The sequence below is a fragment of the Candidatus Nitrosacidococcus tergens genome, from assembly GCF_902810445.1.
Taxonomy (GTDB): Bacteria; Pseudomonadota; Gammaproteobacteria; order Nitrosococcales; family Nitrosococcaceae; genus Nitrosacidococcus; species Nitrosacidococcus tergens.
Map to the genome: position 1 here is coordinate 1276932 of NZ_LR778175.1, position 14027 is coordinate 1290958.

Annotated in this window: 15 protein-coding genes; 4 read left to right on the plus strand and 11 right to left on the minus strand. The window is 36.5% G+C overall.

Annotated elements, in window-relative coordinates:
* Positions 1-183: 183 nt before the first annotated feature.
* Complete coding sequence (nadB, locus tag NSCAC_RS06155) at positions 184-1806, plus strand: L-aspartate oxidase (RefSeq protein ID WP_197743958.1); 1623 nt, start codon at positions 184-186, stop codon at positions 1804-1806.
* Here nadB and NSCAC_RS06160 read toward each other — a convergent pair.
* The 4 genes from NSCAC_RS06160 to cysC all read right to left on the minus strand — a co-directional run bounded on the left by NSCAC_RS06160 (position 1793) and on the right by cysC (position 4470).
* On the minus strand, positions 1793-2224 hold the full coding sequence (locus tag NSCAC_RS06160) for a protein YgfX (protein ID WP_197743959.1): 432 nt from the start codon (positions 2222-2224) through the stop codon (positions 1793-1795). The genes nadB and NSCAC_RS06160 overlap by 14 nt on opposite strands.
* Before the next feature lie 232 nt (positions 2225-2456).
* Entirely contained in the window at positions 2457-2789 is a 333-nt protein-coding gene (locus tag NSCAC_RS06165) for an HU family DNA-binding protein (protein WP_197743960.1), read from the minus strand.
* A 43-nt stretch (positions 2790-2832) separates the two neighbouring features.
* Positions 2833-3837, minus strand: coding sequence for an MraY family glycosyltransferase (locus NSCAC_RS06170; RefSeq protein ID WP_197743961.1), 1005 nt, complete (start codon positions 3835-3837; stop codon positions 2833-2835).
* A 24-nt stretch (positions 3838-3861) separates the two neighbouring features.
* Positions 3862-4470: an adenylyl-sulfate kinase gene (cysC, locus tag NSCAC_RS06175; RefSeq protein ID WP_197743962.1), complete on the minus strand. Its 609-nt coding sequence runs from the start codon at positions 4468-4470 to the stop codon at positions 3862-3864.
* A gap of 136 nt (positions 4471-4606) precedes the next feature.
* On the opposite strand from cysC, the gene NSCAC_RS06180 reads away from it, so the two are divergent.
* Positions 4607-6058, plus strand: coding sequence for a mannose-1-phosphate guanylyltransferase/mannose-6-phosphate isomerase (locus tag NSCAC_RS06180; RefSeq protein WP_197743963.1), 1452 nt, complete (start codon positions 4607-4609; stop codon positions 6056-6058).
* 12 nt (positions 6059-6070) lie between these two features.
* Here the strand turns inward: NSCAC_RS06180 and sufT are convergent, their stop codons facing one another.
* Genes sufT through NSCAC_RS06215 form a run of 7 tightly spaced genes read right to left on the minus strand, consistent with a single transcriptional unit; the run spans position 6071 to position 12441 of the window.
* On the minus strand, positions 6071-6616 hold the full coding sequence (sufT, locus tag NSCAC_RS06185; protein WP_197743964.1) for a putative Fe-S cluster assembly protein SufT: 546 nt from the start codon (positions 6614-6616) through the stop codon (positions 6071-6073).
* Between the two features lie 19 nt (positions 6617-6635).
* On the minus strand, positions 6636-7088 hold the full coding sequence (gene sufU / locus NSCAC_RS06190; protein ID WP_197745324.1) for a Fe-S cluster assembly sulfur transfer protein SufU: 453 nt from the start codon (positions 7086-7088) through the stop codon (positions 6636-6638).
* 10 nt (positions 7089-7098) lie between these two features.
* Complete coding sequence (locus NSCAC_RS06195) at positions 7099-8349, minus strand: cysteine desulfurase (RefSeq protein WP_269474119.1); 1251 nt, start codon at positions 8347-8349, stop codon at positions 7099-7101.
* 13 nt (positions 8350-8362) lie between these two features.
* Positions 8363-9688 (minus strand): Fe-S cluster assembly protein SufD, encoded by a 1326-nt coding sequence (sufD, locus tag NSCAC_RS06200; protein ID WP_197743965.1) that lies wholly within the window; start codon positions 9686-9688, stop codon positions 8363-8365.
* Positions 9689-9701: 13 nt separating this feature from the next.
* Positions 9702-10460, minus strand: a complete 759-nt coding sequence (gene sufC, locus NSCAC_RS06205; RefSeq protein WP_197743966.1) for a Fe-S cluster assembly ATPase SufC — start codon at positions 10458-10460, stop codon at positions 9702-9704.
* 36 nt (positions 10461-10496) lie between these two features.
* Positions 10497-11945: a Fe-S cluster assembly protein SufB gene (gene sufB, locus NSCAC_RS06210; RefSeq protein ID WP_197743967.1), complete on the minus strand. Its 1449-nt coding sequence runs from the start codon at positions 11943-11945 to the stop codon at positions 10497-10499.
* A 40-nt stretch (positions 11946-11985) separates the two neighbouring features.
* Positions 11986-12441: an SUF system Fe-S cluster assembly regulator gene (locus NSCAC_RS06215; protein WP_197743968.1), complete on the minus strand. Its 456-nt coding sequence runs from the start codon at positions 12439-12441 to the stop codon at positions 11986-11988.
* Between the two features lie 193 nt (positions 12442-12634).
* Between NSCAC_RS06215 and rpe the strand changes: the two genes are divergently transcribed.
* Entirely contained in the window at positions 12635-13306 is a 672-nt protein-coding gene (gene rpe / locus NSCAC_RS06220) for a ribulose-phosphate 3-epimerase (RefSeq protein ID WP_197743969.1), read from the plus strand.
* 31 nt (positions 13307-13337) lie between these two features.
* Complete coding sequence (locus tag NSCAC_RS06225) at positions 13338-14012, plus strand: phosphoglycolate phosphatase (protein ID WP_197743970.1); 675 nt, start codon at positions 13338-13340, stop codon at positions 14010-14012.
* The last annotated feature ends 15 nt before the right edge of the window (positions 14013-14027 follow it).

The following is a 14027-nucleotide window of genomic DNA, read 5'->3' on the forward strand; positions in this document are numbered from 1 at the left end:
GCTAATTTATCTTATGGATAAATAAACTCGATCGATCCTATCAGCATCAGAGATATCTCTACTATTAAACAGTTCGCAATACATATACACTAACTTTTTACATATCTATTTATCTTAACTATCTTATACTGAATTTATTTAATGATCTGGTTTCAAAAGACCTAGTATAGTGATTATTTTCAAATGATTCGTAATTATGATGTATTAGTTATTGGAAGCGGTTCCGCAGGGTTAACCCTTGCTCTTCACTTAGAATCAAAGCTCAAAATAGCTGTTTTAGCAAAACGTAATCTTGAAGAAGGTGCTAGTCTCTATGCTCAAGGAGGTATTTCGGTAGTTTTAGATAAAAAAGATTCTATCCAATCTCACATAGAAGACACTACACGTACAGGGGTTGGACTATGTTATCAAGAAACAGTTCAGTTTACAGTAGAACAAGCTAAAAGTGCAATTGATTGGCTCATTCAAGAAGGTACTATATTTACTCGAGATAAAAGTACTAAAACTCACTACCATCTAACTCAAGAGGGAGGCCATAGTCATCGCCGAGTAATTCATGCTGCAGACGCTACTGGATGGGTAGTAGAGACTAAGCTAGCAGAACTTGTAAAGCAACGTCCAAATATTGAACTTTTTGAGAACCATATTGCGATTGATTTACTCACTCAGCATAGATTAGGTAGTTATGCTAAAAATAATCAATGTTTAGGGGCTTATGTTTTTAATACTACTACAAACAAGGTAGATACTTTTAGTGCACGTTATGTAGTTATTGCTACAGGTGGTGCAGGAAAAGCCTATTTATATACCAGTAATCCTGATGTATGCACTGGAGATGGGATAGCTATGGGTTGGCGTGCTGGATGTAGAGTAGCCAATATGGAATTTATCCAATTTCACCCCACTTGTCTTTACCATCCTAACGCTAAATCATTTCTGATTACTGAAGCCTTGAGGGGAGAAGGAGGACAGTTACTATTACCTGATGGTCATTCATTTATGCATCTTTTTGATGAACGTAAAGAACTAGCACCTCGAGATATTGTCGCTCGTGCTATTGATCATCAAATGAAACGATTGGGTATTGATCATGTTTATTTGAGTATTAGCCATAAACCTGAATCTTTTATTCGCCAAAACTTTCCAACTATCTATACTCGTTGTTTAGAGTTTGGAATCGACATTACTAAAGATCCTATCCCTGTAGTACCCGCTGCTCATTATACTTGTGGTGGATTAATGACAAATCTTTATGGTCAAACTGATCTTCCAAATCTCTATGCGATTGGAGAGACAGCACACACAGGGCTTCACGGAGCAAATCGGATGGCAAGCAATTCTTTGTTAGAGTGCCTTGTGTTTGCTAGATCTGCTGCAAGCCATATAAATCGGAATATTATTCACATGCCTCAGCCCGAAAATTTGCCTCTTTGGGATGAAAGTCAAGTTATTGACTCAGAAGAGGAAGTTGTTGTTGCCCATAATTGGGATGAACTACGTCGTTTTATGTGGGATTATGTAGGTATAGTACGGACTGTAAAGCGGCTTGAAAGAGCAAAGCACCGTATTGATTTATTAATGCGAGAAATATCTGATTACTATAGTAATTTTTGTATTACTCATGACTTAATTGAACTTAGAAATTTAGCTACCGTAGCTGATTTAATTATTCTCTCAGCGTTAGATCGAAAAGAAAGTCGAGGCTTGCACTATATTTTAGACTACCCTAATCAAGCTAAGGTAGCTAAAGATACTATCCTTATTCCAAAAGATTATTATGCTACGCACTATTCTAGAAATGAGTAAGCCATAAACGTACTCGTAACTTTCTAAAAGAGGTTTGATTCACATTATCCTTAAGTAAAATAACATAAATAGGTTGCCAGCTAGAAGCTGTCTTAAAATTCAGAATTACTAAATATGTACTGATAAAGCTATTAGCTAATAACTCACCAGTATAGCTTATTCCATTTTTTTGAACTAAACACCAAGTATCTTTCTGTTCCCAAATAAGCTGAGTAATCGAATCGAGATAGGAAAGAAAAGCGTATCTTTTAATACTCTTAAATAAACTTACCCCTATAAGAATAAGGATAACTATGTGCAGCTGCCAAGAAAAATCTAAGAAACTTAAAGCAGCTAATGCAATACTATGTATAAAAACTAAGTAAAGCTCTAGAATTTTGGAAGGGGATAAATTAAGGTATAGAGGTGTTGCATACACAGCGCAGTATAAAATAAACGAATATTTCCAGTATCTATTTAGTATAAGAAATATAGATAATATTTATAAATAGAGGGGCAGATAGAAAACAACTTCTGCCCCATGCTAGAAGAAGGTTACTGTAGTCTAGTCTAATATCATTGGTATCGACATTAAAAATAATAATACCGAATTAAAGCATAGCACTACACCATAGTTTATTCTATGTTCAATTCCTCTCTAAGGAATGCTATCAATTTATTTGATCACTTCCTGAAGGAAAAGCTTTAAAGCGTAGATAGCTTTTAGCAGGTACTTGAATCTGTTCACCTGTTCTAGGATTTCTTGCTTTTCTTGCATCCATATGTTTAGCGTAAAATTTACCTAAACTACTAAGCCGAACCTCTTCTCCCTCTTTTAGACTAGTAACGATCTGATCTTTGAAGGCAGCAATAATACTCTCTACTTGATTTTGTTCAATCTCTGTCTGCTTTGCGATACGAGTTGCGAGCTCTTTCTCTCCAATTGCATGAGCTGATGTAGAGACTAAGATCACTAGCGATAAAAGTAAAATGGTTTTTTTCATTATTTTCTCCTTTTTTTATTAATTAAAACTAAATTCTTAGTTCTTATGGATACATAGGATTTATCTTTTCAACTCCTAAATATAAAACAGTAAGTAATACAAGCACTGCTATAAACCCCCATAACATCATATCTTGGTAGATATTTATCCAAAAACTAATTAATACAAGTAAAATATTAACACCACTAATTGCAGCAACAATTCTTGAATGAGACCATCCTGCTTGGTGCAACCGCTGATAAGCATGGGAGCGATGTGCCTTATACCAACTATCTCCTGCTAAAAATCGGCGTATTAAAGTAAGAGTTGTATCAAACCAAAATATGCTATAAATAATCACCCATAATAACAAAGGGATATTAAAGCAAAATTTTCCTACAAGTGCAAAACCTGCAATGAGAAACCCTAAAAAGCCACTTCCCCCATCTCCCATAAATATACGAGCAGTAGGGAAATTCCATAGTAAAAATCCTAAAATCACTGTAGTTAATACCCAAGCAAGAAAGGCTAGATCTTTTGCTCCGGATTGCCACAGCCAGTAGCTTCCTGCCATAAAGATAAAACAAGCCTCTATTCCGGCAAGACCATTAATACCATCCATAAAGTTAAAGAGGTTAATAGACCAGACAATTACTAATCCAAATAACCCTAACCCAATGTAGCTAAAATGTGCTGATTGGTTAGAATATAAAATTAATCCATATATGGTTATGAAAGCAGCAGTAACATGTACTAAAAATCGCCAGATAGGTTGAATATCACAGCAGTCGTCTCCAAATCCAACCACAACCACTAAAATTGCACCTGGGAGTAAAACTAAGTGTTGTATGGGTATACCTATACCCGTAACCCAAATAAGTAAAGCTATAACCAACCATAGCCCAGCAAATACAACTCCTCCCCCTCTAGGAGTAGGTAAGCTATGGGAAGATCTTGCGTTAGGAATATCTACCCATTTTTTAGTAAGTGCATAGTAGCGAAAACGTCCTACCAGAACCCAAGATAAAAGAAATAATAGGAGTAATAATTCTATTAAGAAAAACACCATAGGTAATGGAGTTAATAATATAATCTATAGGTTAGGAATAATTGCTCTAGATCTTAATAGATTAATCACTTGGTGCGCACTATTTTCTATGCTCTGAGTATAGGTATTGACTATTAGTTCAGGGTTATTTGGTATTTCATAAGGAGAAGAAATACCCGTAAAATCTGGAATTTCTCCAGCTCGAGCTCGCCGATAAAGGCCTTTAACATCCCGTTGTTCACAAATAGCAAGAGGGGCTTGACAATAAATCTCTAGAAAATCATCTCCCATTAAATTTCTTGCCCTTTGTCGATCTTCATGAAATGGAGAAATAAAAGCAGTAAGTATAATTATTCCTGATTCTATAAATAACTTACACATTTCGCTAATACGTCGAATATTTTCAGTGCGTTCTGTTTTTGAAAATCCTAAATCTGCACAAAGACCGTGGCGTACATTATCTCCATCCAGAACAAAAGTACGGCATTGTAATTCAGCAAGTTGAGCTTCAACAGCATGGGCTAAGGTAGATTTTCCAGCTCCAGACAGACCTGTGAACCATAAGGTAGCACTTTTATGCTTATTGATTTGTTCTCTATGAGTACGTGTTACGGTAGATTGGTGCCAAACAATATTTTTGGTTGGTATATTCATAAATTTATTTGTAAAATTTATTATTTAAATAAATATTTAACTCTATAATAATCTAAGGTAATTTCCTAATTTTAATCTTAGAAAAATAGCCCATTTTATCTTTAAACTACTAATATATTTTAATCAAGATTAATATATGTATCTACAACCTATTATTTTATCGGGCGGATCTGGTACTCGCTTATGGCCTCTTTCTAGAGAGCACTTTCCTAAGCAATTACTCTCCTTGGTTGGAGAACACACTATGATCCAAGATACTATCTTGCGCATTTGTAGCTTAGAGAATGTATTATCCCCTGTAATCGTATGCAATAAAGAGCACCGATTTCTAGTTGCAGAACAAATGCGACAAATTGATATCACGCCCCAACAGCTTATTTTAGAACCTAGCGGTCGTAATACTGCTCCAGCACTTACCTTAGCAGCACTATCAGTATTAGATAAAAGAGAAGATTGTATTTTACTTGTAATGCCTGCTGATCATGTAATTAGAGATATTGAATCTTTTCATCAATGCATTACTTTAGGACATCAACTTGCCGAAAAAAATCACCCAGTAGCATTTGGAGTAGCACCTACCCACCCTGAATCTGGCTATGGCTACATTGAAGTAGGTGAAAGCATTACAGAAAATGCAATACTTCCTACTGCTTTTAAGCTGCAATCTTTTAAGGAAAAACCAGATAGGCAAACTGCACAGTTCTATTTAGAAACAAAGCGCTATTTATGGAACAGTGGTATGTTTATGTTTAAAGCATCTATATGGATAGAGAAAATTTCTACCTATACACCAAAAGTCCTGCAAGCTTGTACTCAAGCGATAGATAAAGGAACTCAGGATGGAGATTTTTTTCGAGTGGAGTCAGTAGCTTTTAGCTCATGCCCTAGTGATTCTATTGATTATGCAGTCATGGAGAAATTAACTGATCAGGAAGATAGTACATTCTTTCCAGTTGTTATTTCTTTGGAAGCAGGTTGGTCTGATGTAGGCGCTTGGCCAAGTTTGCTTGAAGCCAGTACCCGTGATGAACAGGGTAATTTAGCCAAAGGAGATATTTATCTCGATTCTACGCAAAATTCATTGATATTTGCAGAAAACCGAATGGTTGCTGCTATTGGGCTAAAGGATACTATGGTAGTTGAGACTTCAGATGTAGTTTTAGTGGTTCATAAAGACTACGCTCAGAATGTAAAGAATATTGTTGCTCAGTTAAAAAAAGAAAATAGAGAAGAATATATTAGCCATCGAAAAGTCTATCGCCCTTGGGGATATTATGAAAGTATAGACTTTGGATCTCGCTTTCAAGTTAAACGCATTATGGTCAATCCAAATGCCTCTTTATCATTACAAATGCATCATCATCGAGCAGAACATTGGATTGTAGTAAGTGGTACTGCCCGAGTAATACGAGACAACGAAGTGGCTTTACTTTCTGAGAACCAATCTACTTATATTCCTTTAGGAATAAAGCATCGTTTAGAAAATCCAGGTAAAGTTCCCCTTGAAATTATTGAAGTGCAATCAGGAAGCTATCTTGGAGAAGATGATATTGTCCGTTTTGAAGATCACTACGGGCGTACAAAGTAGAAATCTTACTATTTAATACATACCTGTCTGAATTTTAGCCGCATCCGACATCATACTATAACTCCAGGGTGGATCAAAAACTACCTCTGTATAAACTTCTCTTACTCCATGAATAGCTTCTACTTTTTCTTTAATATCTTGTACAAGTACCTCTCCCATACCACATCCGGGAGCAGTTAAGGTAATTTTAATATCTACTCGCCGCTCACTATCGTTGAATTTAGTAACAATACACTCATAGACTAAGCCTAAATCTACGATATTAATAGGGATTTCAGGATCATAACAAGTCCTTAATTGATCCCAGATAAGTTTTTCAACCTCTTCATCTGAAGTACCCTCAAGTGTCTGTGGGCCTTTCTCAAGTTCTAATCCTAAGGCATCTGCATCTTTACCAGAAATTCTAGCAAGATTACCGTTGACATAAACTGTATAACTACCTCCTAAGTTTTGAGCAATAGCTACCTTAGTGTCTTTAGGAATGATGATTCTATCTGCACTAGGCACTAGGACTGCTTCACAATCTCGAGTAAGGGGAATAGGATCTCGGTTGTACATAAATTCTCCTACTATAAGCTTATTCAGTAGTTACTACTGCTATTTTATGGCTTAATGCTGAATCAAAGGTATGCCAAGCAAGAGTGGCACATTTAACTCGCATAGGAAATTCTTTTACACCAGCCAATACCTCTAATTTTCCTAGTGATTCTATTTCCTCTGCATGGACGTGCTCGTGAGTCATCAGATGGTGGAATTGCTTAAATAACTCTTTCGCTTCTTTCTCATCTTTACCTTTAAGGGCTTCTGTCATTAGAGATGCAGAGGACATGGAAATTGCACAGCCATCTCCTTGAAAACTAATATCTTCAATTGTGTTACCATCCATTTTAAGAAATACGGTAATACGATCACCACATAAGGGATTATGACCATCCGCATAAAAATCAGCATTTTCCATAGGATGGAAATTTCTTGGATTTTTTCGGTGATCTAAAATAATTTCTTGATATAGACTCTCTAACGTGCTCATTGTCATTGATTTATCCTAATAATTTTTGAAGGTGTTGAATTCCAGAAGCTAAAGAATCGATTTCAATCTTCGTATTATAAAAAGCAAGAGAAGCTCTTGCAGTTGCAGGAACTGTAAAATAATCCATAATAGGCTGAGCACAATGATGACCTGTGCGAATCGCAATCCCTTCATGATCTAAAATAGTGCCAATATCATGGGGATGAATTTTTTCTAGAGTAAAAGAGAGTACGCCTACTTTATGCTGAGCAGTACCAATCAAGCGTAGGGTTGGAATTTCACTAAGTACTCCTACTGCATAAGCTAAAAGTTCTTGCTCATAAGAATCGATGGTTTCCATACCAATATCGCTTAGATAGTCAATAGCAACCCCAAGACCAATAGCACCTACTATATGAGGTGTTCCTGCTTCAAATTTATAGGGAAGATTATTGTAAATAGTTTTATCGAAGCTTACGGATAAAATCATATCTCCTCCTCCTTGATAGGGAGGCATCGCTTCTAAATGATCTTTCTTACCATACAGGATTCCTATTCCTGTAGGGCCACACATTTTATGGGCAGAGAAAGTATAAAAATCACAGTTAAGATCTTGTACATCTACAGGAAGATGAGGAATTGCTTGGGCACCATCAAGAATTACAGGAGTACCGTTGTGATGGGATAATTCAATAATCTTTTTTACTGGATTAATTGTACCTAACGCATTAGATACATGGGTAACAGCTACAATAGATGTTTTAGGGGATAAGAGTGCTTTAAATTCATCTAGTAGCAGCTCTCCAGACTCATTAATTGGTGCTACTTTTAATATCGCACCTGTTTGCTCGCATAAAATTTGCCAAGGTACTAGATTGGAGTGATGCTCCATATAGGAAATTAAAATCTCATCTCCTGATTTTAAACGGCTACGACCAAAAGTTTGAGCAACTAAATTAATCGCTTCTGTAGTACTGCGGACAAAAATAATTTCTTCTCTATAAGCTGCATTAATAAAATGCTTAACTTTATCCCTTGCCCCTTCATATGCTTTAGTAGATCGCTCACTTAATTGATGTACCGCACGATGGATATTTCCATTATCTTGACGGTAATAATGATCAATAGCTTCTATTACCTGTCTTGGCTTTTGCATAGTAGCTGCATTGTCCAAGTACACGAGAGGCTTACCATAAATTTCTTGGTGAAGAATAGGGAAATCAGAACGTATCCTTTCTACATCAAATTGAGATGGGTTTGTTTTCACTTTTGTCATCGTCATAACTAATTCTGCTCTATTTCTCTAGAAGAAATTGGGCATTTATCTGGCTTTTAATATGCTTTCGAATAGAGATAAAGGGAATTTTATCCACTACCTCTTCACTAAATGCAGTAATCAGTAGTTGATAGGCAAGCTCTTCAGGTATACCTCGAGTGCGAAGATAAAAAATTTGATTTTTATCGAGCTGCCCTACAGTTGCTCCATGAGTACACTTCACATCATCTGCATAAATTTCAAGCTCTGGTTTGGTATCTATTTCCGAATCTTTAGATAAGAGGAGATTGTGATTAGCTTGTTGAGCATCTACTTTTTGAGTATTAGGGTGTACTACTACTCTGCCATTAAATACAGCACAAGATTTATCATTGAGTATCCCTTTATAGTATTCCTTGCTTGTAGTATGCGACTGTTCATGGCTAATTTGTGTATGGTTATCTACATGGCGTACTCCATTGAGTAGATATAACCCATCTAGACTTGTGTGGGCTCCTTGACCTGCAAGTACACTATAAATATCAGTGCGGGCTAGTTGACCACCTAGGGCAATATTTCGAGAGATAAATTGAGAATCTTCTTGTTGCTGTACTTCTATAGTGGAAATATGAAAGCTCTTCTTTGATTCTTCTTGTAATTTAATATGTTCAAGTTTAGCACCTCTACTTAAAAGAGCATGAGTAACTGTATTAGTAAAATACACATTCTCGTCCAGCCCTATGTAATGCTCAACAATAGAAAGCTCACTTTCTGGTTCGAGAATAATAAGGTTCCGAAGATGAGTTGCAACTGTTTCTTTTTGATTACTAGTAATAAATAAAAGGTGTACAGGTTTTGATACAACTGTTTTAGTAGGTAAATAGAAATAAGTACCTTCAGCAAGAAAGGCAGTATTCAACACAGTGAAAGATTGGCTACTATCTGTGCTGGTTAGTACTTCTCGTATTTTTTCTTCCTGGCTATTTAATCCATGGGATAAGCTATCTATTACTGCTCCTGGGGGTAATTCTTTAATATTAGAGAGCTCAGAGATGAAATATCCATCTAAAAACACTAAATGGAAAAAAGAATCTTCTTCAAAAAAATATTGTTGATACCTACTGATTTGCTCTAACGGAAATGCAGTAGGAGAAACAGAGGTAAATTGAGATTCGGCTAAAGAGCGTACTGAGGTATATTTCCAATTTTCCTCTTTAGTTGTAGGAAGTCCAAGGGAGATAAAGTCATCTAAAGCTTTATGTCGTAGCTTTTGAAGCCAACTTAATTGAGCTCCTCCTAACAAGCTAGGTTCTAGATTAGAGTAGCTATCCAGATAAGTTTTCCAAGTTTCTGTAATTAAGCTCATACTGAAATTGCCTTTAAGTGTGCCCACTATTTTGTTCGATAACCCAGCCATAGCCCTTTTTTTCAAGCTCTAACGCAAGATCTTTTTTCCCAGATTTTATTATTTTTCCTTGATAAAGCACATGTACATAATCAGGTACAATGTAATCCAAGAGTCGTTGATAATGAGTTACGAGTATAATCCCTCGTTCTGGATTTCTTAGAGCATTAATTCCATCGGAGACAATTTTTAGTGCATCAATATCTAGACCAGAATCTGTTTCATCTAAAATAGCGAGGGTAGGCTCTAAAATAGCCATTTGTAATATTTCATTACGCTTTTTCTCTCCCCCAGAAAATCCGTCATTAACCGCTCGTTGGAGAAACGTTTCATCCATTTTTACAAGCTTCATTTTTTCTCGAGCAAGTGCTAAAAAATCAATAGCATCTAATTCTTTTAGCCCTTGATGTTTACGAATACTATTGAGTGCAGTTCTGAGCAAATATACATTGCTAACTCCAGGGATCTCAACTGGGTACTGAAATCCTAAAAAAATCCCTTCACATGCCCGTTCTTCGGGCATTAAGTCTAGTAAATTTTTTTCTTTATAGGAAACCTCTCCATCAGTTACCTCATAACCTTCCTTCCCTGCTAAGATACTGGCAAGAGTACTTTTTCCAGACCCATTAGGTCCCATAATAGCGTGCACTTCCCCTACGCTAATATGTAAATCAATACCTTTTAAAATGGGCTTTTCGCCAATACTGGCATGCAAATTTTTAATCGTTAGCATATTAATTAATCCCTTAATAATTTTTAGACTCTACTATCAACCCACAGTACCTTCTAGGCTAACACTCATTAGATTTTGAGCTTCTACTGCAAATTCCATAGGCAATTCTTTAAATACTTGCTTGCAAAATCCGTTGACGATCATAGAAACCGCATCTTCAGGAGAAATCCCTCTTTGTTGACAATAAAAGAGCTGATCTTCACTAATTTTAGAAGTAGATGCTTCATGTTCAATTTGAGCTGAAGGATGTTTTACTTCAATATAGGGAAAAGTATGAGCACCACAGGTACTACCTAGGAGTAGAGAGTCGCATTGAGTATAGTTACGAGCGCCCTCTGCGCTAGGGGCTACTCTCACTAAGCCTCGGTAAGTGTTTTGCCCTTTGCCTGCAGATATTCCTTTAGAAATTATAGTACTGCGACTATTTTTACCAATATGGATCATCTTCGTTCCCGTATCAGCCTGCTGGAAATTATTAGTTAAGGCAACAGAATAAAACTCTCCTACAGAGTTATCTCCTTGCAAAATGACGCTAGGGTATTTCCAAGTAATAGCTGATCCTGTTTCTACCTGAGTCCAACAAATTTTAGAATTTTTTCCTCGGCATGCCCCACGCTTAGTCACAAAATTATAAATACCCCCTCGACCCTCTTCATCCCCAGGGTACCAATTCTGAACGGTAGAGTATTTAATTTGAGCATTACCTAGTGCAACTAACTCTACTACTGCAGCATGAAGTTGATTCTCATCTCGCATTGGTGCAGTACACCCTTCTAGATAACTTACATAAGCACCCTCATCTGCAATGATAAGGGTTCGTTCAAATTGTCCAGTTTGTGCAGCGTTGATTCTAAAATAAGTAGATAGTTCCATAGGGCAACGCACGCCTTTGGGTACATAGACAAAGGATCCATCACTGAATACCGCTGAATTTAAGGCAGCATAGAAATTATCCCGAGTGGGTACTACACTACCCAAGTATTTTTTCACTAGCTCAGGATATTCCCTAACTGCTTCAGAGAAGGGGCAAAAAATAACACCTGCCTCTCCTAGTTTCTTTTTAAAAGTGGTAGCAACAGAAACACTATCAAACACCGCATCTATCGCAACGCCAGCAAGTTTTGCTCGTTCGTGAAGAGGAACCCCTAATTTTTCATAAGTTTTTAGTAACTCAGGATCCACCTCATCCAAACTTTTAGGGGCATCTTTTTTAGGCTTTGGTGCGGAGTAGTAAATAATATCTTGATAATTTATTGGTGGATAATGCACATGAGCCCAATCAGGGTGTTCCATTTTCAACCAATCACGATAGGCATTAAGACGCCACTCTAGCATAAATGCAGGTTCATTTTTTTTAGCGGAAAGGGCACGGATAGTATTTTCGTTTAATCCCGGAGGAAGCGACTCCGATTCAATATCAGTTATAAAACCTGCACTATACTGCCGATTAGTAAAATCTTCTGCTTTTAAAATTGCACTTGACATTATTTTATTCCTAATAAAATCAACTTTTATCTATAAAAATCTAATTAATGCTGAGTTGATCACTTAATAAATAAGGGTTAGCTGGATGTTCTTTTACTGGCCGAACCATATCAGATAATTTAACCTTAGAAAGGGATTCGTAAATAGCTCGATTAATGTATTTCCAATGAATCCGAGTAGTACAATAAGACTCTTGTTTACACTTCCCTGGCATGTTAATGCAACTGGTCAATCCAATAGGTCCTTCAAATATGGTAATAATTTCTATGATGGAAATTTCTGCTGGAGGCTTAGCTAAATGGTAGCCTCCTTGTACTCCTCGAGTAGAAGTAAGTAACCGTGCTCGAGTAAGCTGTTTTAAAATTTTACTTACCGTAGGTAGTGGTATCCCTATTTGGGAGGCTAAATTAGCTGTAGTGCATTGCTCACTAGGATCTATTGCTAAGTGAGTCATAATTACAATACTGTAATCGGCCATTTTACTCATACGTAACATATGAAATTTCCAATCCTAATTTAGGACTATTATAGTCCTATTTAAGCTTAAAACAAGTATTTTTAATGAATCTATAACTTTAACCTTATGAAAGAATTTAAAAAAAATTAAGCTGAAAAATTGAAAAGAATCAGGTAAAGTAAAAGCATTTCAATATAATTTGACTAAGAAAATATTAAAAATATAAATAACTATGCTTAATTATAAAATTGCCCCTTCTATATTATCTGCGGATTTTGCTCGTCTTGGGGATGATGTACATGCTGTACTCAAAGCAGGTGCAGATATCGTACATTTTGACGTGATGGATAACCATTATGTACCTAATTTAACGATAGGCCCTTTAGTATGTAAAGCACTCAGAGATTATGGAATCACTGCTGAAATTGATGTGCACTTAATGGTTAAGCCTGTAGATCGGATTATTCCTGATTTTGCAAAAGCAGGGGCAAATTATATTACTTTCCATCCTGAAGGATCAGAGCATATCGACCGAAGTCTACAGCTCATTCATGATCATGGTTGTAAAGCAGGGCTAGTTTTTAATCCTGCTACCTCCTTAGATCATCTAAAGTATGTGTTGGATAAAGTAGATATGATATTAATCATGTCTGTAAATCCAGGTTTCGGAGGACAATCTTTCATCCCTTCAGCACTAGATAAACTTAGAGAGGCACGAAAAATTATTGAGGAAAGTGGTCGTCCAATTCATCTTGAAATTGATGGGGGAGTAAAGGTGGATAATATTCGAGAAATTGCAGAGGCAGGTGCAGATACTTTTGTAGCAGGATCAGCAATTTTTCAAAGCAAAGATTATAAAACTACTATTGATGAAATGCGATCTGAGCTTGCTAAAGTTAAATAAATTAGTAACACTTGAGTTAGAGAGTTAAGAAATGCTTAAAAAACCTGCAATGATCGTTATGGATATAGATGGCACCTTAGTGGATAGTGTGCCTGATCTTGCCTATTGTACTGATACTATGCTAAATCAGCTTGGATTACCTCCTCGGGGAGAAGAAAAAGTGCGTCAGTGGGTAGGTAATGGTGTGGAGCGGCTGATTAAGCGAGCTTTGATAGATGATTTAGAAGGAGAGCCAGATAGCACTTTATATCAAAAGGCAGCACCAATTTTTCTTAATTTATATCAGGAAAATACTAGTAAACGAAGTCATTTGTATCCTGGAGTTAAAAAAGGGCTAATATGGTTAAAATCCCAAGGGTATCGATTGGGGAGCATTACTAATAAAGCAGCTCAATTTACCCATCCTTTGCTTCAAGATTTAGGAATTATAGATTACTTTGAAATTGTAATTAGTGGTGATACGCTACCTCAAAAAAAACCTCACCCTGCTCAACTACTCCACGCAGCCCAATTTTTTAATACTGCTTCAGAGGATTCTATGATGGTAGGTGATTCCATTAGTGATGTAAAAGCAGCAAGAGCCGCTGGGTTTCAAATCGTCTGTTTAAGCTATGGCTATAATCATGGGCAAGATATTCGAGATAGCCATCCAGATGCAGTGATTGATTCGTTAGCTGAAATTCAAAATTTACTTCACGCTGCTTAGATATTTTAAGCTAAT